The following is a 26011-nucleotide window of genomic DNA, read 5'->3' on the forward strand; positions in this document are numbered from 1 at the left end:
GGCCCAGGTTGAGGCTGAGGGCGTCAGCGGACGATGGACTGGATCTCGTCGACTTCCACCTCGGTGGTCGTGCCGAAGGAGCCGTCGGGAAGGTCGTCGCCCGTGTCGCCCGAGCCTGTCCATTCGATGGACCAGGTGATCGTCGCCCGGAGCGGGTAGGTCTCGCCGTCCGGCGTGGCCCGCAGGTACGTCAGCCCGCACGGCGGGGTCTCCTCCGCCGACCCGGCGGTGTACGGGGTGCCGATGGAGCCGTCGTCATTGATGGGGCAGGTGCCCGAGGACGGGTGCAACTCGGCGTCGCCGGTGCCGGGTTCGAGGGTGAGGGACACCGGGGTGGCGGTGGTTCTGGCCCATATCCCGAGCACCGGTACCCGGGCGGTGACCGAGACGGGTTCGAAGGTGGCGGCGTCCAGCCAGGCCCAGGTGGGAAGGTTCACCTTCTGTGCGTTCTCGGCATCGGGCTTGAGGTTGATCTCCGTATCCGGCACCCGGATACGGTTGTACGCGATCTCGGAGAGGATCTGCGGCGTCACGGCGTTCTGGTACTCCGCCGGCGGCGGATCACCCTTGTCCAGCCAGAACGGCCCGTCGTCACAGTCCAACGCGCCGGGGACACCCTCGCCGCCGTCCGGCACGTAGCCGTCCCACCAGTAGCCGTCGTCGGACTTCGCCATGTTGAAGTCCTCGTAGGTGCCGGGCTTGTCACCGCCCTTGGAGTACTTCGCGCGCTGCTCGGCGTCCCACTCATAGCCGGTGGACTCCAGGGACCAGATGTGCTCCATCTCTTTCTTCAGTTGCTTGGGCGTATAGAGCGGTGCGTACCAACAGGGCGGCGGCACCCAGTCCCCCAAAGGCTCCAACGCCCCAGCTCCCGGGGAGCCACCCCCACCCCCGCCCCCGTTCTCCGAGTCATCGAACACCACCCCGCCGGCCTCAGCGTTCAGGTTCTGCCCTTCGGCACCGCCGTCGGCGTGTTCTCCCCCGTCGCCCTCGTTCCGCCCCTCGAAGTCCTTGTCTGCGTGGGCTGGGACTCCGCCGGCAAGTACCACTCCTAATGCCAACGTCACGGCACACAGGAGTCGGCAGGCTAACTTCACGGCTGACACTGGGCCGCCCCCCTTTCGGAGATGAGTTCCTCGGTAACCCAGGTTCCTTCCTCGCCCTTGCGGAGTTTGGTGTTGTAGACGACGTAGCTGTCCGCGGTCGCAGGCGTCCTGTCAACTTTCCCGGTGTCCAGGAACTTGTTGAAAGCCTTCGACTGGTCCTCGCAGTAGATCAGGTTCGCAGTGCCGTCTTCCTCCAGCGAGAGCTGCTCTGCGTAGTAGCGGTTGGTGCCCGTCGTACGCGCCTTGTGATCAACGAAACGCTGAATCGTCTCCTCCGCCCCAACCGCGGCCATCCCCTCGTAGTAGAAGCGGTACGCCGGGTGGTTCGGGTCCTGGTCGGCGATGGCCATGTCCAACGCCTTTATGCGCTCCTCGGTGTCCCGCAGCACGGCGTCCTTCTCCGGGTCGCCGGTCTTCGCCCACTCGAACTCGTACGTGACGTCCTTCGGCAGCTTGATCTCCGGTCTGCCCGCCGCCTCCTCCTCCGCGCTCGGTGACGGGGACTGCTCCGGCTTGTCCGCGCCCTGGATCTTGTCGTCCGGCTTGGTGTCGCCGTCCTCCTCGTCGCTGCCGCAGGCGGTCAGCAGCAGGCTCAGGGCGGCGGTGGCCGCCAGGGCGGCAGCGGAAAGGGCGCGGGGGGACACGATCAACTCCCGGTTACGGTGACGATACGTTGGGAAGCCGACGCTATAGGAGTCCCCGCAGCGTTCACCACCCCCGCTTTCGGGGCTGTGGATAACTCCGCGCGTTGACGCATTTCACACCGCCCTCATCAGGCAATTGGAATTCCATTGCCCCTCCCTCCAAGGCAACTTGCCTGAACAGGCATACTCCACCCCCGCCCACGCCAAAGGCCCCGGTCCGCCGCAAGGCGGGCCGGGGCCCCTGACAAGCAGTACCGTCAGGTCACTTGAGGATCTTCGTGACCTGGCCGGCGCCCACCGTCCGGCCACCCTCGCGGATGGCGAACTTCAGGCCCTCCTCCATGGCGATGGGCTGGATCAGCTCCACCTTCATGTCGGTGTTGTCGCCCGGCATGACCATCTCCGTGCCCTCGGGGAGGTGCACGACGCCGGTCACGTCGGTGGTGCGGAAGTAGAACTGCGGGCGGTAGTTGTTGAAGAACGGGGTGTGCCGACCGCCCTCGTCCTTCGACAGGATGTACGCCGTCGCCTCGAACTCGGTGTGCGGGGTGACGGTGCCCGGCTTGATGATGACCTGGCCGCGCTCGACGTCCTCGCGCTTGATACCGCGGAGGAGGAGACCGACGTTCTCACCGGCCTGGCCCTCGTCCAGCAGCTTGCGGAACATCTCGATGCCCGTGACCGTGGTCTTGGTCGTCTCTTCCTTGATGCCGATGATCGCGACTTCCTCGTTCACCTTGAGGATGCCACGCTCGATGCGGCCGGTGACGACGGTGCCACGACCGGTGATCGTGAACACGTCCTCGATCGGCATCAGGAACGGCTTGTCGATCTCACGGACCGGCTCCGGGATGGACTCGTCGACGGCCTTCATCAGGTCGAGGACGGTCTTGCCCCACTCGGCGTCGCCCTCCAGCGCCTTCAGCGCGGAGACCTTGACGACCGGGACGTCGTCGCCCGGGAACTCGTACTCGGAGAGCAGCTCACGGACCTCGAGCTCGACGAGCTCCATGATCTCCTCGTCGTCCACCATGTCGGCCTTGTTCAGCGCGACGACGATGTACGGCACGCCGACCTGGCGGGCGAGCAGCACGTGCTCCTTGGTCTGCGGCATCGGACCATCGGTAGCGGCGACCACGAGGATCGCGCCGTCCATCTGGGCGGCACCGGTGATCATGTTCTTGATGTAGTCCGCGTGACCGGGGCAGTCGACGTGCGCGTAGTGCCGCGACTCGGTCTGGTATTCGACGTGCGCGATGGAGATCGTGATACCGCGCTGCTTCTCTTCCGGAGCCTTGTCGATCTGGTCGAAGGCCGAAGCCTCGTTCAGGTCCGGGTAAGCGTCGTGCAGCACCTTGGTGATCGCCGCGGTAAGAGTGGTCTTGCCGTGGTCGATGTGACCGATGGTGCCGATGTTGACGTGCGGCTTAGTCCGCTCGAACTTCGCCTTCGCCACTGGGGTCCTCCTGTGGACTGGTGCTGTACGCCCCCCGCCTTCTACGGAGGGGTTCAGGTGGTCGTTCCGAACCGGTCAGGACCCCTAGGGGGATGCCCTTGACCTGTCCGCCTGTGGTCGGCGGCCGGGGCACCCGCCACAGCTCCCGGGGGATCTGCGGCGGTATGACCCGTATGCCGTTTGCTACAGCCTACGGCTTCACTCGCCCTTGGCCTTCGCGATGATCTCCTCGGCGACGTTCTTGGGAACCTCGGCGTAGGAGTCGAACTGCATGGAGTAGCTCGCCCGGCCGGACGTCTTGCTGCGCAAGTCGCCGACGTAGCCGAACATCTCCGACAGCGGGACCAGACCGGTGACCAGCTTGGCACCACTCCGGTCCTCCATGGACTGGATCTGTCCACGGCGCGAGTTGATGTCGCCGATCACGTCGCCCATGTAGTCCTCGGGCGTCGTGACCTCGACCTTCATCATCGGCTCCAGCAGGACCGGAGCGGCCTTGCGGGCGGCCTCCTTGAAGGCCATCGAGCCGGCGATCTTGAAGGCCATCTCGGACGAGTCCACCTCGTGGTAGGCACCGTCCAGCAGGCGCACACGCACGCCCGTCAGCGGGTATCCGGCGAGGATGCCGAATTCCATGGCCTCCTGGCTGCCCGCGTCCACCGAGGGGATGTACTCCTTGGGGATACGGCCGCCGGTGACCTCGTTGACGAACTCGTAGCCGTCGCCCTCCAGCGGTTCGAGCGCGATGATGACGCGCGCGAACTGGCCGGAGCCGCCGGTCTGCTTCTTGTGCGTGTACTCGTGCTTCGCGACCGGCCGGCGCACCGTCTCGCGGTAGGCCACCTGCGGCTTACCGACGTTCGCCTCGACCTTGAACTCGCGCTTCATGCGGTCGACCAGCACGTCCAAGTGCAGCTCGCCCATGCCCGAGATGATGGTCTGGCCGGTCTCCTCGTCCGTCTTGACCCGGAACGAAGGGTCTTCCTCGGCGAGGCGCTGGATCGCGACACCCAGCTTCTCCTGGTCGCCCTTGGACTTCGGCTCGATGGCGACCTCGATCACCGGGGCCGGGAAGTCCATGGACTCCAGGATGACCGGATTCGCCGGGTCGCTCAGGGTCTCGCCGGTGGTGGTCTGCTTCAGACCCATGACGGCGACGATGTCGCCGGCACCCACCGAGTCGATCTCTTCGCGCTTGTTGGCGTGCATCCGGTAGATCTTGCCGATGCGCTCCTTGCGGCCCTTGACCGAGTTCTGCACCTGCGAGCCGGAGTTCAGCCGGCCCGAGTAGACCCGAATGAAGGTCAGCTTGCCCAGGTGCGGGTCGCTGGCGATCTTGAAGGCGAGCGCGGAGAGCGGCTCCTCCTCCGAGGGCCGGCGGACGATGACCTCGTCGGGGTTGCCCACGGCGTGGCCCTCGATGGCCTCGACGTCCAGCGGCGACGGCAGGTACCGCACGATCGCGTCCAGCAGGGGCTGTACGCCCTTGTTCTTGAACGCGGTGCCGCAGAACACCGGGGTGACGGTGGTGCCCTCGCCTTTGCCGGAGTTGATGGTGATACGGCGCACGGCCGCGTGGAGCTGCTCCTCGGTGGGCTCCTCGCCCTCCAGGTACAGCTCCATCATCTCCTCGTCGTTCTCGGCGACGGCTTCGAGCAGCTTGCCCCGCCACTCGTCGGCCGCCTCAAGGTGCGTCTCCGGGATCTCGACGACGTCGTACGCCTCGCCGAGCTTGGCCTCGGGCGACCAGACGAACGCCTTCATCCGGACCAGGTCGACGACGCCCTTGAAGTCGGCCTCGGTACCGATCGGGAGCTGCATCACCAGCGGGGTCGCGCCCAGCCGGTCGGTGATCATGTCGACGCAGCGGTGGAACTCGGCACCCGTGCGGTCCAGCTTGTTCACGAAGCAGATACGCGGGACGCCGTACCGGTCGGCCTGGCGCCACACGGTCTCGGACTGCGGCTCGACACCGGCCACACCGTCGAACACCGTCACCGCACCGTCGAGCACGCGCAGCGAGCGCTCCACCTCGACGGTGAAGTCGACGTGGCCCGGGGTGTCGATGATGTTGATGGTGTGGTCGACGTCATCGAGCGGCCAGTGGCAGGTCGTCGCGGCGGACGTGATCGTGATGCCGCGCTCCTGCTCCTGCGCCATCCAGTCCATCGTGGCTGCGCCGTCGTGGACCTCACCGATCTTGTACGAGACACCGGTGTAGTACAGGATCCGCTCGGTGGTCGTCGTCTTGCCCGCGTCGATGTGCGCCATGATCCCGATGTTGCGGACCTTGGCCAGGTCAAGTGAAGTGGTGGCCATGTTGGCTCAGTCTTCTCTCTCGTAATACGGGGTTCTCGACTACCAGCGGTAGTGCGCGAAGGCCTTGTTGGCGTCGGCCATCTTGTGGGTGTCCTCGCGGCGCTTGACGGAGGCGCCGAGGCCGTTGCTGGCGTCCAGCAGCTCGTTCATGAGCCGCTCGGTCATCGTCTTCTCACGGCGGGCGCGGGAGTAGCCCACGAGCCAGCGCAGCGCGAGCGTGGCGGACCGGCCGGGCTTGACCTCGACCGGGACCTGGTACGTCGCGCCGCCGACGCGGCGGGACTTGACCTCGATGGCCGGCTTGACGTTCTCCAGGGCGCGCTTCAGCGTGATGACCGGGTCGTTGCCGGTCTTGTCGCGCAGGCCCTCCATGGCGCCGTACACGATGCGCTCGGCGGTGGAGCGCTTGCCGTGCAGCAGCACCTTGTTGATCAGGGAGGTCACCAGAGGAGAGTTGTAGACCGGGTCGATGTGCACCGGTCGCTTCGGGGCGGGGCCCTTACGAGGCATGCTTACTTCTCCTTCTTGGCGCCGTAGCGGCTGCGGGCCTGCTTGCGGTTCTTGACACCCTGGGTGTCGAGCGAACCGCGGATGATCTTGTAGCGAACGCCCGGCAGGTCCTTCACACGGCCACCGCGCACGAGCACGATCGAGTGCTCCTGCAGGTTGTGCCCCTCACCCGGGATGTAAGCGGTGACCTCGATCCCGCTGGTCAGACGCACACGCGCGACCTTACGCAGGGCCGAGTTCGGCTTCTTGGGGGTGGTGGTGAACACACGCGTGCACACGCCACGGCGCTGGGGCGAACCCTCGAGCGCGGGCGTCTTGTTCTTCTCGACCTTGTCCTGCCGGCCCTTGCGGACCAGCTGCTGGATCGTAGGCACCGTTTCTCCGGTTTCTGTGTGCCGATCTCGATACTTCTAACCTGGGGTTTTGTCCGTGAAGACCGGCCGGCCCCCGACCCACGCGGTCGGGTGTGTCGCAAGCCCCGTACGACCCCGCCAGTCTCACGGGGTAGTGCAGCTCTTCGGTGTCACAGCCTCGGCGCCTTCGCGGGAGCGCCCCCGCGCACGCGAAGACCCGGGGACACCCCAGGCACAAGGTCAGAGGGTACCTACAGCCACCCGCTCCGGTCAAAACAAAGAGACATAAGGGACGGCGGCCCTGGGTACAGTTATGCCCCGCTGCCGGCCACGGCGGCCACGATGAGGGCGATGAAGGCCACGAAGCTGAGCGTCAGATAGCCGATGACCAGGCCCGCCAGCGCCAGTCCGTCGCCCTGCTCGCCGGTCCTGCGGATCTCGGCGCGCGCCTTGTGCCCCAGGACGATCGCCGGGATGAACGTCACGCCGAACGTCGCCGGCACCAGCGCCCCGCACACCATCGCGCCGATCGCCGAGCTGTTCGTGCGCCGCGGGGGCGGCAGGACGGGCACCGGATGGAACGTACGCGGCACCACGGCGGGCATCGTGGGGATGCCGGCGGGGCCCTGCGGCAGGTCGGCGACGAGCGCGTGCAGCTCGCCGTAGGTCTGCGCGTCGTACGCCTGCGCCATGCGCTGCTCGTACTCCGGCTGGGTGAGTCTGCCCTCGGCGAAACCGGCCTTGAGCACGTCGACGGTCCGCTCCCGGTCGGCGTGCGCGGCACGCATGGACGGGGGCCGGCTTGGGTCCCACGGCTGCATGGACACTCAGGAACCTCCCCACCCGCGGTCTCCGCGTACCGCGTGCCTTCTATTGTGCTCGACGCATGGGGCGCCGGGGGAGTTCCGGTGCGGCGCCGCGAAGTTCACGCCGCCGCGCGCCCCCCGCACACCACGTTGTCCGGTTCGCACGCTGCCTCAGCGTAGCCCTGTGCCGTACGGGCATCAGCCCCGGGACGCGCCCGGGCGGCCGGGTCCCGCGCGGCCTCCCAGCGGGCCCCTGGAACGCCGCAGGGCGGCTCTCCCGGGGGAGAGCCGCCCTGCGGGGCGTGCGGTGACAGTGGCCGTTACTGGTTGTACGGGCCGTAGTCGTAGTCCTCCAGCGGGACCGCCTGGCCGGAGCCGGTGCCGAAGGGCGAGTAGTCGATGTCGTCGTAGCCGACGGTCGAGTACATCGCGGCCTTCGCCTCCTCGGTGGGCTCCACCCGGATGTTGCGGTAGCGGGACAGGCCCGTACCGGCCGGGATCAGCTTGCCGATGATCACGTTCTCCTTGAGGCCGATCAGGGAGTCCGACTTGGCGTTGATCGCCGCGTCGGTCAGCACCCGGGTCGTCTCCTGGAACGACGCCGCCGACAGCCACGACTCGGTGGCCAGCGACGCCTTCGTGATGCCCATGAGCTGCGGCCGGCCGGAGGCGGGCTGGCCGCCCTCGGCCACCACGCGCCGGTTCTCGTGCTCGAACTTCGAGCGCTCGACCAGCTCGCCCGGCAGCAGCTCCGCGTCGCCGGACTCGATGATCGTCACCCGGCGCAGCATCTGCCGGATGATGATCTCGATGTGCTTGTCGTGGATGGACACGCCCTGGCTGTTGTAGACCTTCTGCACCTCGCCGACCAGGTGGACCTGCACGGCCCGCTGGCCGAGGATGCGCAGCACGTCGTGCGGGTTCTCCGTACCGACGGTCAGCTTCTGGCCGACCTCGACGTGGTCGCCCTCGCCGGCGGTGAGACGGGCGCGCTTGGACACGCCGTACGCGACCTCGTCGGAACCGTCGTCGGGGGTGACGACGACCTTCTTGGTCTTCTCCGTCTCCTCGATCCGCACCCGGCCCGCGGCCTCCGAGATCGGCGCCACGCCCTTGGGCGTACGGGCCTCGAAGAGCTCGACGACACGCGGCAGACCCTGGGTGATGTCCTCACCCGCCACACCACCGGTGTGGAAGGTGCGCATCGTGAGCTGGGTGCCGGGCTCGCCGATGGACTGGGCGGCGATGATGCCCACGGCCTCGCCGATGTCGACCAGCTTGCCGGTGGCCAGCGAACGGCCGTAGCACATGGCGCAGGTGCCGACGGCGGACTCGCAGGTGAGCACCGAGCGGGTCTTGACCGTCGCCACGCCGTGGCGGATCAGCTCGTCGATGAGCACGTCGCCCAGGTCGGTGCCGGCCGGGGCCAGCACCTTGCCGTCGACGACGATGTCCTCGGCGAGGCAGCGCGCGTACACCGAGGTCTCGACGTCCTCGGCCTTGCGCAGCACGCCGTCGGCGCCGACCGACGCGATCTCCAGCTTCAGGCCGCGGTCGGTGCCGCAGTCCTCCTCGCGGATGATCACGTCCTGCGAGACGTCCACCAGACGCCGGGTCAGGTAACCCGAGTCGGCGGTGCGCAGCGCGGTGTCGGCGAGACCCTTGCGGGCGCCGTGCGTGGAGATGAAGTACTCCAGCACGGACAGGCCCTCGCGGAACGAGGACTTGATCGGCCGCGGGATGGTCTCGTTCTTGGCGTTGGACACCAGGCCGCGCATACCGGCGATCTGGCGCATCTGCATCATGTTTCCGCGCGCACCCGAGTTGACCATCATGAAGATCGGGTTGGTCTTCGGGAAGTTCTCGTTCATGGCCTCGGCGACCTCGTTGGTCGCCTTGGTCCAGATCGCGATGAGTTCCTGGGTGCGCTCGTCCTTGGTGATCAGGCCGCGCTCGTACTGCTTCTGGACCTTCTCGTCCTGGGCCTCGTACCCGGCAATGATCTCCTTCTTCGCCTCCGGCACGACCACGTCCGAGATGGCGATGGTGACGCCGGAGTGGGTGGCCCAGTAGAAGCCCGAGGACTTCAGGTTGTCCAGGGTCTGCGCGACGAGGACCTTCGGGTAGCGCTCGGCGAGGTCGTTGACGATCTCGGAGAGCTGCTTCTTGCCGACGGTGTAGTGGATGAACGGGTAGTCCTCGGGCAGCAGCTCGTTGAAGAGCGCGCGGCCCAGGGTGGTACGGAGCCGGAACGGGTCGCCCGGCTGCCAGTCCGAGTCGGCCGCCGCCTCGCCCTCGGGCACCGGCGGCGTCCAGCCCCGCGGCGGCACGGAGCCGACGGGGAACCGGATGTCGACGTTCGCCTGGAGCGACAGCTCGCCGGCGTCGAAGGCCATGATCGCCTCGGCGACCGAGGCGAACGAGCGGTCCTCGCCCTTCTTCTCACCCTCGATCTCGTCGGTGGTGAGGAAGAACAGCCCGAGCACCATGTCCTGGGTGGGCATGGTCACCGGACGGCCGTCGGCCGGCTTGAGGATGTTGTTCGAGGACAGCATGAGGATGCGGGCCTCGGCCTGCGCCTCCGCGGAGAGCGGCAGGTGCACGGCCATCTGGTCGCCGTCGAAGTCCGCGTTGAACGCGGTGCAGACGAGCGGGTGGATCTGGATGGCCTTGCCCTCGACGAGCTGCGGCTCGAATGCCTGGATGCCGAGGCGGTGCAGCGTCGGCGCCCGGTTCAGCAGCACCGGGTGCTCGGCGATGACCTCTTCCAGCACGTCGTACACGACCGTGCGGCCGCGCTCGACCATGCGCTTGGCGCTCTTGATGTTCTGCGCGTGGTTCAGGTCCACCAGGCGCTTCATCACGAACGGCTTGAAGAGTTCCAGCGCCATGGCCTTGGGCAGACCGCACTGGTGCAGCTTGAGCTGCGGGCCGACGACGATGACGGAACGGGCCGAGTAATCGACGCGCTTGCCGAGCAGGTTCTGCCGGAAGCGGCCCTGCTTGCCCTTGAGCATGTCGGACAGCGACTTGAGCGGCCGGTTGCCAGGCCCGGTCACCGGCCGGCCGCGGCGGCCGTTGTCGAACAGCGCGTCGACGGCCTCCTGCAGCATGCGCTTCTCGTTGTTGACGATGATCTCGGGCGCGCCGAGGTCGAGCAGCCGCTTCAGCCGGTTGTTGCGGTTGATGACGCGGCGGTACAGGTCGTTCAGGTCGGAGGTCGCGAAGCGGCCACCGTCGAGCTGCACCATCGGACGCAGGTCCGGCGGGATCACCGGGACGCAGTCCAGCACCATGCCGTTGGGGCTGTTGCGGGTGTGCTGGAACGCGGAGACGACCTTCAGCCGCTTCAGGGCACGGGTCTTCTTCTGGCCCTTGCCGGTACGGATGATCTCGCGGAGCTTCTCCGCTTCCTCGTCCAGGTCGAAGGACTCCAGGCGCTTCTGCAGCGCCGCGGCGCCCATACCGCCCTGGAAGTACGTGCCGAAGCGGTCGCGCAGCTCGCGGTAGAGCAGCTCGTCGCCCTCCAGGTCCTGGACCTTGAGGTTCTTGAACCGGTTCCACACCTCGTCCAGGCGGTCCAGCTCACGCTGGGCCCGGTCGCGGAGCTGCTTCATCTCGCGCTCGCCGCCCTCGCGCACCTTGCGGCGCACGTCGGCCTTGGCGCCCTCGGCCTCCAGCTCGGCCAGGTCGGCTTCCTGCTTCTTGGCGCGGGCTTCCAGGTCGCCGTCGCGGCGCTGCTCGATCTGCTGGCGCTCGACGGAGATCTGCGCCTCCAGCGACGACAGGTCGCGCTGGCGGCGCTCGTCGTCCACCCACGTGATCATGTAGGCGGCGAAGTAGATGACCTTCTCCAGGTCCTTCGGCGCCAGGTCGAGCAGGTAGCCGAGGCGCGACGGGACGCCCTTGAAGTACCAGATGTGCGTGACGGGCGCGGCCAGTTCGATGTGGCCCATCCGCTCACGGCGCACCTTGGCGCGGGTCACCTCGACGCCGCAGCGCTCACAGATGATGCCCTTGAAGCGGACGCGCTTGTACTTGCCGCAGTAGCACTCCCAGTCCCGGGTGGGGCCGAAGATCTTCTCGCAGAAGAGGCCGTCCTTCTCGGGCTTGAGGGTGCGGTAGTTGATGGTCTCGGGCTTCTTGACCTCGCCGTGCGACCAGGTCCGGATGTCGTCCGCGGTCGCCAGGCCGATCCGCAGCTCGTCGAAGAAGTTGACGTCGAGCACTCTCGTCAATCCCTCTCAGGGTCGTGTGCCAATGGTCTGATCGCGGGTCGCGGGGAGGGGGTGCCTCCCGGGCCCGCTAGGGCCGAGGGGGTGGCGGGAGCTTCGAAGGAAGCCCCCGCCGGACCCGTCAGACCTCTTCGACGCTGCTCGGCTCGCGCCGGGACAGGTCGATGCCAAGCTCTTCCGCGGCACGGAAGACGTCCTCGTCCGTGTCGCGCATCTCGATGGACATGCCGTCGGAGGAGAGCACCTCCACGTTCAGGCACAGGGACTGCATCTCCTTGATGAGCACCTTGAAGGACTCGGGGATGCCCGGCTCGGGGATGTTCTCGCCCTTGACGATGGCCTCGTAGACCTTCACGCGGCCGGTCACGTCGTCCGACTTGATGGTGAGCAGTTCCTGCAGTGCGTAGGCGGCGCCGTACGCCTCCAGGGCCCACACCTCCATCTCGCCGAACCGCTGGCCGCCGAACTGCGCCTTACCGCCCAGCGGCTGCTGGGTGATCATCGAGTACGGGCCGGTGGACCGGGCGTGGAGCTTGTCGTCCACGAGGTGGTGCAGCTTGAGGATGTACATGTAGCCGACGGAGATCGGCTCCGGGAACGGCTCGCCGGAGCGGCCGTCGAAGAGCTGCGCCTTGCCGGACGGCTGCACCATGCGGTCGCCGTCGCGGTTGGGCAGCGTGTTCTGGATCAGGCCGGCCAGCTCGTCCTCACGGGCGCCGTCGAAGACCGGCGTCGCCACGTTCGTACCGGACGCGACCTGGTCGGCGCCGATGCCCTGCAGGCGCTCGGCCCACTCCTCCTTGATGCCGGAGACGTCCCAGCCCTGGGCGGCGAGCCAGCCCAGGTGGATCTCCAGCACCTGACCCGGGTTCATCCGGGAGGGCACGCCGAGCGGGTTGAGGATGATGTCGACCGGGTGGCCGTCCTCCATGAACGGCATGTCCTCGATCGGCAGGATCTTGGCGATGACGCCCTTGTTGCCGTGCCGGCCGGCGAGCTTGTCGCCGTCGGTGATCTTGCGCTTCTGGGCGACGTAGACGCGGACGAGCTGGTTCACGCCGGGCGGCAGTTCGTCGCCCTCCTCGCGGTCGAAGACGCGGACGCCGATGACGCGGCCGGTCTCGCCGTGCGGGACCTTCAGCGACGTGTCACGGACCTCGCGGGCCTTCTCGCCGAAGATCGCGCGCAGCAGCCGCTCCTCCGGGGTCAGCTCCGTCTCGCCCTTGGGCGTGACCTTGCCGACCAGGATGTCGCCGGCGACGACCTCGGCGCCGATGCGGATGATGCCGCGCTCGTCGAGGTCGGCCAGGACCTCCTCGGAGACGTTCGGGATGTCCCGGGTGATCTCCTCGGGGCCCAGCTTGGTGTCGCGGGCGTCGACCTCGTGCTCCTCGATGTGGATCGAGGACAGGACGTCGTCCTGCACGAGGCGCTGGCTGAGGATGATGGCGTCCTCGTAGTTGTGGCCCTCCCACGGCATGAACGCCACCAGGAGGTTCTTGCCGAGCGCCATCTCGCCCTCGTCGGTCGAGGGGCCGTCGGCGAGCACCTGGCCCTCGATGACGCGGGAGCCCTCGTCCACGAGCACCTTCTGGTTGAAGGAGGTGCCCTGGTTGGAGCGGTGGAACTTGTTGACGCGGTACGTGGTGTACGTGCCGTCGTCGTTGGCGACGGTGACGTAGTCCGCGGAGACCTCCTGGACCACGCCGTCCTTCTCGGCCTTGATGACGTCGCCCGCGTCGACCGCGCAGCGGTACTCCATGCCGGTGCCGACGAGCGGGGACTCGGCCCGGATCAGCGGCACGGCCTGGCGCATCATGTTGGAGCCCATGAGCGCGCGGTTGGCGTCGTCGTGCTCCAGGAAGGGGATCATCGCGGTCGCGACCGACACCATCTGGCGCGGCGAGACGTCCATGTAGTCGACGTCGTCGCCGGGGATGTAGTCGACCTCGCCGCCGCGGCGGCGGACCAGGACCCGGTTCTCGGCGAAGTGCAGGTCGTTCGTCAGCGGCGCGTTGGCCTGCGCGATGACGAAGCGGTCTTCCTCGTCGGCCGTCAGGTAGTCCACGTCGTCGGTGACGACGCCGCCGACGACCTTGCGGTACGGGGTCTCGATGAAGCCGAAGGCGTTGACCCGGCCGTACGAGGCGAGCGAGCCGATGAGGCCGATGTTCGGGCCTTCCGGCGTCTCGATCGGACACATGCGGCCGTAGTGCGACGGGTGCACGTCGCGGACCTCGAAGCCGGCCCGCTCACGGGACAGACCGCCGGGGCCCAGCGCGTTGAGCCGGCGCTTGTGGGTGAGCCCGGACAGCGGGTTCGTCTGGTCCATGAACTGCGACAACTGGCTGGTGCCGAAGAACTCCTTGATGGAGGCGACGACCGGCCGGATGTTGATCAGGGTCTGCGGCGTGATCGCCTCGACGTCCTGGGTCGTCATGCGCTCGCGCACGACGCGCTCCATACGGGCGAGGCCCGTACGCACCTGGTTCTGGATCAGCTCGCCGACGTTGCGGATGCGGCGGTTGCCGAAGTGGTCGATGTCGTCGGTCTCGACGACCACGGACTGGCCGTTGTCCCCGACGGTCTCGACCTCACCGGCGTGCAGCTTCACCAGGTACTTGATCGAGGCGATGATGTCCTCGACCGTCAGCGTGCCGGCGTCGAGCGGCGCGGCGGCGCCCAGCTTCTTGTTGATCTTGTAGCGGCCGACCTTGGCGAGGTCGTAGCGCTTGGGGTTGAAGTACAGGTTCTCCAGCAGCGTCTGCGCGGCCTCCTTGGTCGGCGGCTCGCCCGGACGCAGCTTGCGGTAGATGTCGAGCAGCGCGTCGTCCTGGCCCTGGGTGTGGTCCTTCTCCAGGGTGGCGCGCATGGACTCGTACTCGCCGAACTCCTCGAGGATCTGCTCGTTCGTCCAGCCGAGGGCCTTGAGCAGCACGGTGATCGACTGCTTGCGCTTGCGGTCGATGCGGACACCGACCATGTCGCGCTTGTCGATCTCCATCTCCAGCCAGGCACCCCGGGAGGGGATGACCTTGACGGAGAAGATGTCCTTGTCGGAGGTCTTGTCGATGGAGGAGTCGAAGTAGACGCCCGGGGACCGGACGAGCTGCGAGACCACGACACGCTCGGTGCCGTTGATCACGAAGGTGCCCTTGTCCGTCATGAGCGGGAAGTCGCCCATGAAGACCGTCTGGGACTTGATCTCCCCGGTCTCGTTGTTGGTGAACTCGGCGGTGACGAAGAGCGGCGCGGCGTACGTGAAGTCGCGCTCCTTGCACTCGTCGATGGAGTTCTTCGGGGGCTCGAAGCGGTGGTCGCGGAAGGTCAGCGACATCGACCCGGAGAAGTCCTCGATCGGGGAGATCTCCTCGAAGATCTCCTCGAGGCCGGACTTGGTGGGGACGTCCTGTCCGTGATCCAAAGCCTCCTCGACACGAGCCTTCCAGGCGTCGTTGCCGAGGAGCCAGTCGAAGCTCTCGGTCTGGAGCGCAAGGAGGTTCGGAACCTCGAGGGGTTCCTTGATCTTCGCGAAAGAGATGCGCAGCGGGGCGGTGCTGGCGCCGTTGTTCGTACTAGCGGTCGAGGCGGTGCGCGAGGCGGCCAAGAGGGGTCCTTCCGAGGGCTCGGACTCACTACGCGCGTACCGGTCCCAAAACCCACACGGGGAGGAGAACGCCCAGGTCAAAGCGTGTCTCTCAAGATCGTACGAGCTCTGGACAGACCCCTGGTGACGGGCAGGGGGCAGTTAACAGGCAGCGCAAAGGGTCAGTGTAGCGACTCGCCACACTGATGTCCAGCGGAGGCTGGAGACCAGCAAATCTTCGATCTCTCCCTGCCTGAGGAGCGCCCGCCCTCGCGTGGGGCCTCCCCTGAAGTTATGCCGAATACCGGATGCCTTCGCGCTTGAAGCCATTCCCACTCAGTCACCGATCCATGCCTCGGAGTACGGACCGATGTGACGACCTGAGATGTGACGACCTGAGAATCGCGCGCCGCTGGCCGTTCGTCAAGGCCCCCCTGCCCCAGGGAGATCATGTCGGCTGCCCCGGCCGGTGAAGATCACCATACCCGCCGGTGCCCGCGGGGCAAGCGCTCCGGCCGGGGGCCCCGGCAACGCAGCGAGGGCGACCACCCGGATGGGTGATCGCCCTCGGTTGCGGCACAGGGGCCGTCAGCCCCGGCGGGCCGGGCTCACAGCGCCCCGACCGGCCGGGACGAGGTCACTTGACCTCGACGGAGGCGCCGGCGCCCTCAAGGGAGTCCTTGGCCTTGTCCGCGGCCTCCTTGTTGACCTTCTCCAGAACCGGCTTCGGCGTGCCGTCGACCAGTTCCTTGGCCTCCTTCAGGCCAAGCGAGGTCAGCTCGCGCACGACCTTGATGACCTGGATCTTCTTCTCGCCGGCGCCGAGCAGGACGACGTCGAACTCGTCCTGCTCCGGGGCGGCCTCGGCGGCGGCGGCGCCACCGCCCGGGGCGGCGACGACGGCGGCCGGCGCGGCGGCCTCGACGTCGAACTTCTCCTCGAACTTCTTGACGAAGTCGGAGAGCTCAAGGAGGGTCATCTCCTCGAACTGCGCGAGCAGGTCTTCCTGGCTGAGCTTCGCCATGGTGGCGGTCCTTCCACTAAGTCGGCTGGTGCGGTTGTGCTGATGCATCGGTACGGCGGGCGTTCGCGGTGCCCGCTGAGCCACGGAGAGCGCTTCTGCTACTCCGCGGCGTCGGCGGGAGCCGGCGTACCGGCACCGCCCTGCTCGACCTTGTCGCGCAGCGCGTCCGCGGTGCGGACGAACTTCGTGAGTGGGGCCTGGAAGGTCGCCGCGGCCTTCGCCATGGACGCCTTCATGCCACCGGCCAGCTTGGCGAGCAGCACCTCGCGGGACTCGAGGTCCGCGAGCTTGTTGATCTCGTCGGCGGTCAGAGCCTTGCCGTCGAGCACGCCGCCCTTGATGACGAGCGCGGGGTTGTCCTTGGCGAAGTTACGCAGCCCCTTGGCCGCCTCGACCGGGTCACCGGTCACGAAGGCGACAGCGGTCGAGCCCTGGAGGTGCTCGTCGAGCTGGTCGAGCCCGGCCTCCTTCGCCGCGATCTTGGTCAGCGTGTTCTTCACCACTCGGTACTGCGCGTTCTCGCCGAGAGAACGGCGCAGATCCTTAAGCTGCGCCACGCTCAGTCCGGTGTACGCGGTCACGACGGCCGCGTTGGAGCCGCGGAGCTTGTCCGCGATCTCCTTGACGGCCTCGACCTTGTCCGGCGTCGCCATGAGCCTCAGCCTCCTTCCGGGTGATGGGACCGCCCTTCGGATGCACGAGGCCCTCGCACACACGGCAAACGCCCCGGCGCAGGCGCTCGGGGCGTGACTCGACCGCACGGGCCGGGGCCCTGCGGGAGGTCTTCCTCGTTCACCTGCGCGGGCCGTCCGCGACGTACGCGGAGCCTTCGGCCACCGCACTCCCCTGCGGGCGTACGGCGGCGGCCAGCGGTCTTTGGCTACGAGGAGGAAGCGTACGGCAGCGGCCGTCCCGCGGGCAAATCGCCCCCGGGACGGCCGGGCCGTACAAGACGTCGCGTCCGGTGCTACGCGCCGCCCTCTTCCATCATGGCGTCCATGTCGGCGGTCTCGGCGGCCGGCGGTGCCTTCACCGTGACGGGCTCGTTGTAGCTCAGGAAGGTCATGGTGGTGTCCAGCGGGCCCTCCTTCGTGTCGGCCCGCATGCGGAACTGCTTGGTGCGGTCCTCGCCATCGATCCACATGTCCATGGTGATCTCGTCGGCGCCCGTCTCCGCCAACTCGTCGACCTTCTCCTGGCGGTTCTTCTTCGCCTTCGCGTCCACGCCCTCCAGCTCCGCGCGGAGGTCGTCGAGGGTGACCGTGCCCGTGTAGCGGGTGGTCCGCACCCCCTCGATCTCCTCCTCGCCGACCTTCTTCAGATCATCGGCCGCGTTCATCATCTGGGTGTCCTCGGCGGGGTTGTCGTCCGCCTGCTTCAGCTCCAGCAGCGGGTTCTCGTCCGCCCCCGAACCGCCCTCCGACATGCCCATCTTGAGCCAGGTCTTGCCGTCCATCTCGGCGGCGGCCTCTTCGCCGAGGTTCATGTACATGGCGTCGTCGAGGAGACGTATCTCCAACTCGCCGCTCTCGGCGGGGGTCGCGCCGTCCACCGTCATCGTCATCTGCATGGCGGGCGGGTCCAGGCTGATCGCCCCGGTGCCCTCCATGGCGCCCTCGCCAGGCATCTCACCGGCCATCCGGTACTCGAGGGAGGTGAACTCCTCGGCATTCTCCGTGGCCTTGCGGACGGCGGCCGCGGGCGTGACGCCGACCGGCTGGGCGGCGTTCCCGCCCTTCCCGCCGTCCGCCTTGCCGGCTCCCTCGTCGTCGCCGCAGGCGGTGAAGGCGGTCAGGGCCAGGGCGGCCGCGCCGAGCGCGGCACCGCCCCGTACGAAGGTCGAGCGCATGGTGATCCTTTCCCTCCGGGCACGCGTGTCCCGGGACATGGAAGGGAACACGCTATCGGACAAGGGGAAACCGCCGGCCGCTACTGGATTTCGGTGAAGTCAATGCTCTCCGCCGCGGACGGCTCCTCGACCTGCACGTCGACGCCGTAGTCCGAGTAGTAGACGGTGGTGCTGAACTCGCCGCCCGTCATCTTCCCGGACTCCTCGCGCTTGATCATCAGGTCGTTCTCGTCCACCCAGATGTCGACGGTCTGCGTGGTGACGCCGGAAGCCTCAAGCTGGTCCTCCAGGTCCGAAAGCTGCTGCTCGCTCAGCGTCTTGGAGGACGCGCGGGCCAGGTCGGAGACGTCCACGGTGCCGGAGTAGTGCGTGGTCTGTACGCCGCGCACCTCCTCCTGGCCGACCTCCTCGACGTCCTCGGAGGCCAGCAGGAGCTTCACGGCCTGCCCCGGGGTGCTGTTCTGCATCTGGTCCTTCATGTAGTCCCCGGACGGGCCCATGAACTCCGACAGGTCGTCGTAGTCGTAACGGATCCACTTCTTGTCCGGGTACTGGGTCTGGAACGCGCCCTCGACGCCCGCGTAGTAGGCGTCCGGCAGGTAGCGGGCGTCCAGCGTGCCGTCGTCGTCCATCATCTGGATCGACGAAGCCATCTGGCCGTCGGTGTACTTGACGGTGGCGGTGCCTATCGCGCCGTCGGCCCAGTCGAGTTCACCCTCGTTCTCGGTGGTCATCGCCTCGCCCATGACCATGGTGCTCTCGAACTTCGACGACTCCGCGCCCGTGGTCTTCTCGTCGATCGCCTTCAGCGCGGCCTGGGCGCCCCGGATCGTCCCGCTGCCGCCGTTGCCACCGCCGTCGCCGCCCCCGTTGCCGGAACCGCCGTCACCGCCGCCCGAGTCGGACCCGCAGGCCGCCGCGAATGCGAGCAGCAGCGCCGCCCCCAGAGAGACACCTGCGCGCTTCACGGTCGTGTGCATGGGAATCCCCGCCCCCTCGTGGTGGTCGTTCTCGTACGGGCAGGCGTTCTGCCCGTACGGGCCAGTGAACACCAGAAACGGGCCGGACCCGGTGCCCGATGGGCGTTCCGGGTCCGACCCGTTGCATGGCCGTGACAGATGATGCGTGCTTGTCGAACGGGCGGCGCCCGTCAGACCGCGGGGTCCTCCGACAGGAGGTTGCGCACGCGCGCGGGGTCCACCGGGATGCCGGGGCCCATCGTCGTGGTGATCGTGGCCTTCTTGATGTAACGGCCCTTGGCGGCCGACGGCTTGAGCCGCAGCACCTCCTCCAGCGCCGCACCGTAGTTCTCCACCAGCTTCTGCTCGTCGAACGAGGTCTTGCCGATGATGAAGTGCAGGTTGGAGTGCTTGTCGGTGCGGAACTCGATCTTGCCGCCCTTGATCTCGGTGACGGCCTTCGCCACATCGGGCGTGACCGTGCCGGTCTTCGGGTTCGGCATCAGACCGCGCGGGCCGAGGAACCGGCCGAGGCGGCCGACCTTGCCCATGAGGTCCGGGGTGGCGACGACCGCGTCGAAGTCGAGGCGGCCCTTCTGCACCTCCTCGATCAGCTCGTCGGCGCCGACGATGTCGGCGCCCGCGGCCTCCGCGGCCGCTGCACGGTCACCGGTCGCGAAGACCAGGACCCGGGCGGTCTTGCCGGTGCCGTGCGGGAGGTTCACGGTGCCGCGGACCATCTGGTCGGCCTTGCGCGGGTCGATGCCCAGGCGCATGGCGACCTCGACGGTGCCGTCGAACTTCGTCGTGGACGTCTCCTTGGCGAGGCGGACGGCCTCAAGGGGTGCGTACTGCCGCGTGCGGTCGACCTTGGCGTCGCCGCCGCGGAGTGCCTTGCTGCGCTTCACTGCTGCTCCTGATGTGTCGGTACGGAGTCGTGGTCCGGGCCGGCGCACGGCCCTGCCACAGGGTGCTGCGGGTGGCGTGGGCCGCTCAGCCCTCGACCGTGACGCCCATGGAGCGGGCGGTGCCGGCGATGATCTTCTCGGCGGCGTCCAGGTCGTTGGCGTTGAGGTCGGCCATCTTGGTGGTGGCGATCTCGCGGACCTGGTCGCGGGTGATCTTCGCGACCTTGGTCTTGTGCGGCTCGCCGGAGCCCTTCTCGACGCCCGCGGCCTTGAGGATCATCTTCGCGGCCGGCGGCGTCTTGGTGATGAAGGTGAACGAGCGGTCCTCGTAGACCGTGATCTCCACCGGGATGACCCAGCCGCGCTGCGACTCGGTCGCGGCGTTGTACGCCTTGCAGAACTCCATGATGTTCACGCCGTGCTGGCCCAGCGCGGGGCCGACCGGCGGGGCCGGGTTCGCGGCACCGGCCTGGATCTGGAGCTTGATCAGCCCCGTGACCTTCTTCTTCTTGGGAGGCATGTCTCTCCGGGTCCTTGAATGAGAGGTTTTGCGCCTCGATCCGGTGATTGCCAGATCGTCCGGATGGAGGCATACCGCACCACGATAGCCGTATCGGGTACGGGTCCTGAAACCGAGCAGGTCAGAGCGGCTGTGAAGCCCTCTGACCTGGTCGGAAGCGTGGCGGGCGGGGTGCCCTCAGTCGTTCTTCTGGATCTGGTCGAAGCTCAGCTCGACCGGGGTCTCCCGGCCGAAGATCTCCACCAGGCCCTTGACCTTCTTCGAGTCGGCGTTGATCTCGTTGATCGTCGCCTGCAGCGTCGCGAACGGGCCGTCGGTGACGGTGACCGAGTCGCCCACGGCGAAGTCGAGCACCTGCACCTCGACCTTGCGGGACGGTACCGGCTTGCCCTCGGCCTCCGCGGCCTCGCGGGCGGCCTTCTCCTCGGCCTCCGGGGCGAGCATGCGGACGATCTCGTCGAGCGTCAGCGGGTACGGGTCGTAGGCGTTGCCGACGAAGCCGGTGACGCCCGGGGTGTTGCGCACGACGCCCCACGACTCGTTCGTCAGGTCCATCCGCACCAGGACGTAGCCCGGGAGCTTGTTCTGCCGGACGTTCCTGCGCTCGCCGTTCTTGATCTGGACGACCTCTTCCTCGGGCACCTCGGCCTGGTAGATGAAGTCCTCGACGTTCAGGGAGACGGCGCGCTGTTCGAGGTTGGCCTTGACCCGCTTCTCGTAGCCCGCGTAGGTGTGGATCACGTACCACTCGCCGGGCAGGCCGCGCAGGTCCTGGCGCAGCGCCTCGACGGGGTCGACGGTCTCCTCGGCCGGCTCGGCGGCTTCGTCGGTCTCGTCGGGCTTCTCGTCCGCGTCCGCGGCCGTCTCGTCGCCGTCCGTCTCGTCGCCAGCCTCGGCCGTCTCGTCGCCGGCCTCGGCCGCCTCGTCAGCGGCCTCTCCGGCCGCGCTCCCGGCGCCGTCCTCGGCCTCTTCGGCGTCCTCTTCGGCGTCGCCGGCCCGCTCGGCCGCGGCCCCGGCTTCCTCGGCGTCTTCGCGTCCGGCCTCCACCGCCGCCGTCTCGGCCGCCTCCACCCGCTCGGCAGGCTCAGCGCCGGCGACCTCGTCGGTCGCGACTGCGTCGTTCAGGTTCGGGTCAGACACGGTAGCTGCTTCTTCCTGGCTCAAAAGGGGATGTGCACATGCAGACGCCTACCTTACGTACCTTACGGGGCGGCGCGTACGCGAATCGGTCAGCCGAAGACGTACTGCATGAGTTCGGTGAACCCGAAGTCGATCACCGTCACGATGCCGATCATGACCACCACAAAGATGATCACGACGGTCGTGTACGTCGTGAGCTGGTTCCGCGTCGGCCAGACGACCTTGCGCAGCTCCGCGACGATCTGGCGGTAGAAGAGCGCCAGGCGGGCGAACGGGCCCTTCCGGCCGCGCTTGCCGCCGCGGCGAGCGGGTCGCGCGTCGCCTTCGGGGCGGTCAGGCGTCGCGGTGGAGGCTTCCGTCACTCGTCCCTCACCTGGATCCCGGTTCGTTGACCTGCCGCGCCCGGTGGTGCAGCACGGCGGGGCTGCTGTGAACTGCGTACGCACCCCCTGAAGAGGATGCGCGTAGCAGGGCCGGAGGGACTTGAACCCCCAACCGCTGGTTTTGGAGACCAGTGCTCTACCAATTGAGCTACGACCCTTTGTGTCATGCCAACCTAACGCATTCTTGCAGGGGCTTCACGAGCGCGTGCAAGATCTGCACCAGGGCTGGCACGGTGGTTGAGTGTACGGGTTTCACGCCCCGCCGTCGAACGAGTACGCCGCGCGCCCCGCGTACGAGCCGTGCAACCCACGTGCCCGGCCCCCCGCCCGTCTGGAACGATGGGCGTCATGACCGCTGCAAACACCGCGTCCCAGTCCCCGACCGAACGACGGGTGTCGGCCCGCGTCGGCGCCATCTCCGAGTCCGCGACGCTCGCCGTGGACGCCAAGGCCAAGGCACTGAAGGCGGCCGGCCGGCCGGTGATCGGCTTCGGCGCAGGCGAGCCCGACTTCCCGACGCCCGACTACATCGTCGAGGCCGCGATCGCAGCGTGCACCAACCCGACGTACCACCGGTACACGCCCGCGGGCGGGCTGCCCGAGCTGAAGGCCGCCATCGCCGCGAAGACCGCGCGCGACTCGGGGTACGAGGTGGAGCCGGCCCAGGTGCTCGTCACCAACGGCGGGAAGCAGGCGATCTACGAGTCGTTCGCCGCCCTGCTCGACCCGGGCGACGAGGTCATCGTCCCGACGCCGTACTGGACCACCTACCCCGAGTCGATCCGGCTGGCCGGCGGCGTGCCCGTCGACGTCGTCGCCGACGAGACCACGGGCTACCGGGTCTCCGTCGAGCAGCTCGAAGCCGCGCGCACCCCGCGCTCGAAGGTGCTGCTCTTCGTCTCCCCGTCCAACCCGACCGGCGCGGTCTACTCCCGCGAGCAGGTCGAGGCGATCGGCCGCTGGGCCGCGGAGCACGGGCTGTGGGTGCTGACGGACGAGATCTACGAGCACCTGGTGTACGGGACCGCCGAGTTCCACTCCCTGCCGGTGGTGGTGCCGGAGCTGCGCGACAAGTGCGTCGTCGTCAACGGCGTGGCCAAGACGTACGCGATGACCGGCTGGCGGGTCGGCTGGGCCATCGGCCCGAAGGACGTGATCAAGGCCGCGGCGAACCTGCAGTCGCACGCCACGTCCAACGTCTCCAACGTCGCCCAGGCCGCCGCGCTGGCGGCCGTCTCCGGCGACCTGGACGCGGTGGCGAAGATGCGCGAGGCGTTCGACCGGCGGCGCAGGACGATCGTGCGGATGCTGAACGAGATCGAGGGCGTGGAGTGCCCGGAGCCGGAGGGCGCGTTCTACGCGTACCCGTCGGTGAAGGGGCTGCTCGGCAAGGAGATCCGCGGCCGGCGGCCGGCGAACTCGGTGGAGCTGGCCGAGGTGATCCTGGAGGAGGCCGAGGTGGCCGTGGTCCCGGGTGAGGCGTTCGGGACGCCGGGGTACCTGCGGCTGTCGTACGCGCTGGGGGACGAGGACCTGGTCGAGGGCGTCTCGCGGATGCAGAAGCTGCTGGCGGAGGCGGAGTAGCCGGGCACGTGAGCAGACGGGGCTTGCCCGGACAACCGTCCGGGCAAGCCCTCGTTCGTAGGTGCCGGTGTCGCCACCCCCCGCGGATGCGGCAAGATCTCTCCATGGAGCACGACCACCGCCCCGCCGCACGAGACGTACGCCGCCTGCCGAAGGCACATCTGCACCTGCACTTCACCGGCTCCATGCGCTCGGCCACGCTCATCGAGCTGGCCGAGAAGTACGGCGTGCACCTGCCCGAGGCGCTGAGCAGCGGCGAGCCGCCCAAGCTGCGCGCGACCGACGAGCGCGGCTGGTTCCGCTTCCAGCGGCTCTACGACCTGGCCCGCTCCTGTCTGCGTACGCCGGAGGACATCCAGCGGCTGGTGCGCGAGGCCGCGGAAGAGGATCTCGCGGACGGCTCGGGGTGGCTGGAGATCCAGGTCGACCCCACCTCGTACGCGCCGCGCCTCGGCGGGCTGATCCCGGCGCTGGAGATCATCCTCGACGCGGTCGAGACCACGGCCAGGGACACCGGCCTCGGGATGCGCGTGCTGGTCGCCGCGAACCGGATGAAGCACCCGCTCGACGCCCGTACCCTCGCCCGGCTCGCCGTGCGCTACGCGGACCGCGGCGTCGTCGGCTTCGGGCTCTCCAACGACGAGCGCCGCGGCTTCGCCCGCGACTTCGACCGCGCCTTCGCCATCGCCCGCGACGGCGGCCTGCTGGCCGCCCCGCACGGCGGCGAGCTGGCGGGCCCGACGAGCGTCCGCGACTGCCTGGACGACCTGGACGCGGGCCGCATCGGGCACGGCATCCGCGCCGCCGAGGACCCGCGGCTGCTGTCGCGGCTCGCGGCTGCGGGGGTCACGTGCGAGGTGTGCCCGTCGTCGAACGTCGCCCTGGGGGTGTACGAGCGGCCGGAGGACGTGCCGCTGCGGGCGCTGTGGGACGCGGGGGTGCCGATGGCGCTGGGGGCGGACGACCCGCTGCTCTTCGGCTCGCGGCTGGCGGCGCAGTACGAGCTCGCGCGGACGTACCACGAGTTCACGGACGAGGAGTTGGCGGAGCTGGCGCGGCAGTCGGTACGGGCCTCGGTGGCGCCGGAGGACGTGCGGCGGGGGCTGCTGGCGCGGGTGGACGACTGGCTGTCGGGGGAGCCGGAGGCCGGCCGTCAGGCCGCGGGCGGAGGCGCCGCGGGCGGGGCTGCCGGAGGCGCGGCTGCCGCGGGCGGCGGGGCGAGCGCGGCCCAGAGCGTACGGGACAGCGCCGCGGCGAAGTCGTCCGCCGGCTGAACCGCCGCGGGCCCGCCGAAGGCCACGAAGAACGCCCGCTGGAAGCACGCGCCTATCAGCATCCCCGCCGCGGCCCGCGGGTCCGCGTCGGCGCGGATCCGGCCGCGCTCGCGCTCCCGGGCCAGGTAGTCGGTGAGCGCGTCGCCCGCCTCGTACGGCCCCTTGCGCCCGACCGCGGAGAGCCCTTCCGCGAACCGCGTGAGCAGCCCCGGCTCGGCGAGCAGCGCGCCCACCATGGGCAGCATCTCCTCGTAGAAGTCGGCGGCCTTGCGGGCGACGGCCGTCAGGCACTCCTCGACCCCGCGCCCGCCCGGGTCGTCGGTCAGCCCGGTGAACAGCGCGGTCAGGCGCGGCAGCCGCTCGATGAGGACGCGGAGGAAGATGTCCTCCTTGTTGACGAAGTGCTTGTAGAGCAGCGCCTCCGAGCAGCCCGCCTCGCGCGCGATCTCCTTGGTGGTCGCGTGCACGAACCCGGCGGTGCGGATGAGCCGCTCCGCGGCGTCGACGATGCGCTCGGGAGCCGGCCTTGACGGGGAGGTGGGCATTCACTCACCCTAACAGGGGGTGGGTGAGCACCCACTTACGGGAGGGACCATGAAGCTCACGGTCTTGGGCGCGTCCGGCGGGACCGGCCGGGAGGTCGTCCGGCAGGCGCTGGCCGCCGGGCACGAGGTGACGGCTGTGGTGCGCAAGGGGGCCCGGAGCCTGGCCGCGGTGGCGGGCGCGGACCCCGGGGACGGCGCGGCACCGGGCGGGAAGGGCCGTAGCGGCGTGGCGGACGCCTCGCGGCGGGGCGGACAGGGCGGCGGGCGCGGGCGGTTGACGGTGATGACCGTCGAGGACCTGACGAACCCCGCGGCCCTCGGTCCCGTCGTCAGGGGCCGCGACGCGCTGCTGTTCTGCCCCGGGCTGCCGGGCGGGGGCCGGCCCACGGGCCGCCTCGGCGCCGCCGCACACGCGCTGGTACGGGCCGCGCGGGCGGCAGGCGTGCGGCGGCTGCTGGTCGTCAGCACGGCGCCGGTCGGGCCGCTGCCGCCGGACGAGGGGGTGCTGGGGCGGGCGGTGTCGCCGGTACTGCGGACGGTGTTCAAGGACGTGTACGCGGAGGCCGCGGCGATGGAGTCGGAGTTGGCGCACAGCGGTCTCGACTGGACGGTGCTGCGGCCGGGCAAGCTGACGAACCGGCGGGGCAAGGGGCGCTACCGGCGCCGGGTCGGCGGCAACGTCCCCGGTACGGGGACGCTGGCGCGGGCGGACCTGGCACGGGCGGTGCTCGACCTGATGGACGACCCCGCGGTGCGGGGGCGGACGGTGGGGCTCGGGTCGGCGCGGGGGTGAAGGCCCGTACGGCGGCC

The 26011-nt window shown here is 68.8% G+C and carries 20 protein-coding genes, 1 tRNA gene and 1 pseudogene; 3 read left to right on the plus strand and 19 right to left on the minus strand.

What is annotated here, in order from left to right; translation table 11 throughout:
• Positions 1-23: 23 nt before the first annotated feature.
• From CXR04_RS13625 to CXR04_RS13715, 18 genes are all read right to left on the minus strand, one after another.
• On the minus strand, positions 24-1061 hold the full coding sequence (locus CXR04_RS13625) for a hypothetical protein (RefSeq protein WP_101422294.1): 1038 nt from the start codon (positions 1059-1061) through the stop codon (positions 24-26).
• A 32-nt stretch (positions 1062-1093) separates the two neighbouring features.
• Positions 1094-1750, minus strand: a complete 657-nt coding sequence (locus tag CXR04_RS13630; RefSeq protein WP_101422296.1) for a hypothetical protein — start codon at positions 1748-1750, stop codon at positions 1094-1096.
• A 262-nt stretch (positions 1751-2012) separates the two neighbouring features.
• Positions 2013-3206 carry an elongation factor Tu gene (tuf, locus tag CXR04_RS13635; RefSeq protein WP_018834867.1) on the minus strand — a complete coding sequence of 398 codons (1194 nt, stop codon included), beginning with the start codon at positions 3204-3206 and terminating at the stop codon, positions 2013-2015.
• 198 nt (positions 3207-3404) lie between these two features.
• The gene (fusA, locus tag CXR04_RS13640) at positions 3405-5525 is read right to left on the minus strand and encodes an elongation factor G (RefSeq protein WP_101422298.1); all 2121 of its coding nucleotides are present in this window, start codon (positions 5523-5525) and stop codon (positions 3405-3407) included.
• A gap of 39 nt (positions 5526-5564) precedes the next feature.
• Positions 5565-6035, minus strand: coding sequence for a 30S ribosomal protein S7 (gene rpsG, locus CXR04_RS13645; protein ID WP_101422300.1), 471 nt, complete (start codon positions 6033-6035; stop codon positions 5565-5567).
• 2 nt (positions 6036-6037) lie between these two features.
• Positions 6038-6409 carry a 30S ribosomal protein S12 gene (gene rpsL / locus CXR04_RS13650; protein WP_003948652.1) on the minus strand — a complete coding sequence of 124 codons (372 nt, stop codon included), beginning with the start codon at positions 6407-6409 and terminating at the stop codon, positions 6038-6040.
• A gap of 290 nt (positions 6410-6699) precedes the next feature.
• Entirely contained in the window at positions 6700-7176 is a 477-nt protein-coding gene (locus CXR04_RS13655; RefSeq protein WP_101422302.1) for a DUF1707 and DUF4190 domain-containing protein, read from the minus strand.
• Between the two features lie 338 nt (positions 7177-7514).
• A complete protein-coding gene (locus CXR04_RS13660) occupies positions 7515-11423 on the minus strand; it encodes a DNA-directed RNA polymerase subunit beta' (protein WP_101422304.1) in 3909 nt (1302 codons plus the stop codon).
• A 127-nt stretch (positions 11424-11550) separates the two neighbouring features.
• Entirely contained in the window at positions 11551-15036 is a 3486-nt protein-coding gene (gene rpoB, locus CXR04_RS13665; RefSeq protein WP_101422306.1) for a DNA-directed RNA polymerase subunit beta, read from the minus strand.
• Positions 15037-15652: 616 nt separating this feature from the next.
• Complete coding sequence (gene rplL, locus CXR04_RS13675) at positions 15653-16039, minus strand: 50S ribosomal protein L7/L12 (RefSeq protein WP_101422308.1); 387 nt, start codon at positions 16037-16039, stop codon at positions 15653-15655.
• Between the two features lie 98 nt (positions 16040-16137).
• Positions 16138-16692 carry a 50S ribosomal protein L10 gene (gene rplJ, locus CXR04_RS13680; RefSeq protein ID WP_047017547.1) on the minus strand — a complete coding sequence of 185 codons (555 nt, stop codon included), beginning with the start codon at positions 16690-16692 and terminating at the stop codon, positions 16138-16140.
• Between the two features lie 314 nt (positions 16693-17006).
• The gene (locus CXR04_RS13685) at positions 17007-17888 is read right to left on the minus strand and encodes a DUF1396 domain-containing protein (RefSeq protein WP_234380215.1); all 882 of its coding nucleotides are present in this window, start codon (positions 17886-17888) and stop codon (positions 17007-17009) included.
• An 80-nt stretch (positions 17889-17968) separates the two neighbouring features.
• Complete coding sequence (locus CXR04_RS13690; protein WP_101426352.1) at positions 17969-18868, minus strand: hypothetical protein; 900 nt, start codon at positions 18866-18868, stop codon at positions 17969-17971.
• 170 nt (positions 18869-19038) lie between these two features.
• Positions 19039-19755 (minus strand): 50S ribosomal protein L1, encoded by a 717-nt coding sequence (gene rplA / locus CXR04_RS13695; RefSeq protein ID WP_101422310.1) that lies wholly within the window; start codon positions 19753-19755, stop codon positions 19039-19041.
• Positions 19756-19840: 85 nt separating this feature from the next.
• Complete coding sequence (gene rplK, locus CXR04_RS13700; protein ID WP_018834878.1) at positions 19841-20275, minus strand: 50S ribosomal protein L11; 435 nt, start codon at positions 20273-20275, stop codon at positions 19841-19843.
• Positions 20276-20452: 177 nt separating this feature from the next.
• On the minus strand, positions 20453-21415 hold the full coding sequence (nusG, locus tag CXR04_RS13705) for a transcription termination/antitermination protein NusG (protein WP_101422312.1): 963 nt from the start codon (positions 21413-21415) through the stop codon (positions 20453-20455).
• An 89-nt stretch (positions 21416-21504) separates the two neighbouring features.
• Positions 21505-21777, minus strand: coding sequence for a preprotein translocase subunit SecE (gene secE / locus CXR04_RS13710; protein ID WP_027771083.1), 273 nt, complete (start codon positions 21775-21777; stop codon positions 21505-21507).
• A 106-nt stretch (positions 21778-21883) separates the two neighbouring features.
• Positions 21884-21956 (minus strand) — tRNA-Trp (locus CXR04_RS13715).
• 190 nt (positions 21957-22146) lie between these two features.
• On the opposite strand from CXR04_RS13715, the gene CXR04_RS13720 reads away from it, so the two are divergent.
• Both CXR04_RS13720 and CXR04_RS13725 read left to right on the plus strand, forming a co-directional pair.
• Positions 22147-23382, plus strand: a complete 1236-nt coding sequence (locus CXR04_RS13720) for a pyridoxal phosphate-dependent aminotransferase (RefSeq protein WP_101426353.1) — start codon at positions 22147-22149, stop codon at positions 23380-23382.
• A 104-nt stretch (positions 23383-23486) separates the two neighbouring features.
• Complete coding sequence (locus CXR04_RS13725) at positions 23487-24656, plus strand: adenosine deaminase (protein ID WP_101422314.1); 1170 nt, start codon at positions 23487-23489, stop codon at positions 24654-24656.
• A 56-nt stretch (positions 24657-24712) separates the two neighbouring features.
• Here the strand turns inward: CXR04_RS13725 and CXR04_RS35850 are convergent.
• Positions 24713-25201: pseudogene (locus CXR04_RS35850) on the minus strand (TetR/AcrR family transcriptional regulator); the annotation flags it as partial.
• Positions 25202-25250: 49 nt separating this feature from the next.
• Here CXR04_RS35850 and CXR04_RS13735 point away from each other — a divergent pair.
• Positions 25251-25994 (plus strand): NAD(P)-dependent oxidoreductase, encoded by a 744-nt coding sequence (locus CXR04_RS13735; protein ID WP_101422316.1) that lies wholly within the window; start codon positions 25251-25253, stop codon positions 25992-25994.
• Positions 25995-26011: the final 17 nt, after the last annotated feature.

The sequence above is a fragment of the Streptomyces sp. CMB-StM0423 genome, from assembly GCF_002847285.1.
Classification (GTDB): Bacteria; Actinomycetota; Actinomycetes; order Streptomycetales; family Streptomycetaceae; genus Streptomyces.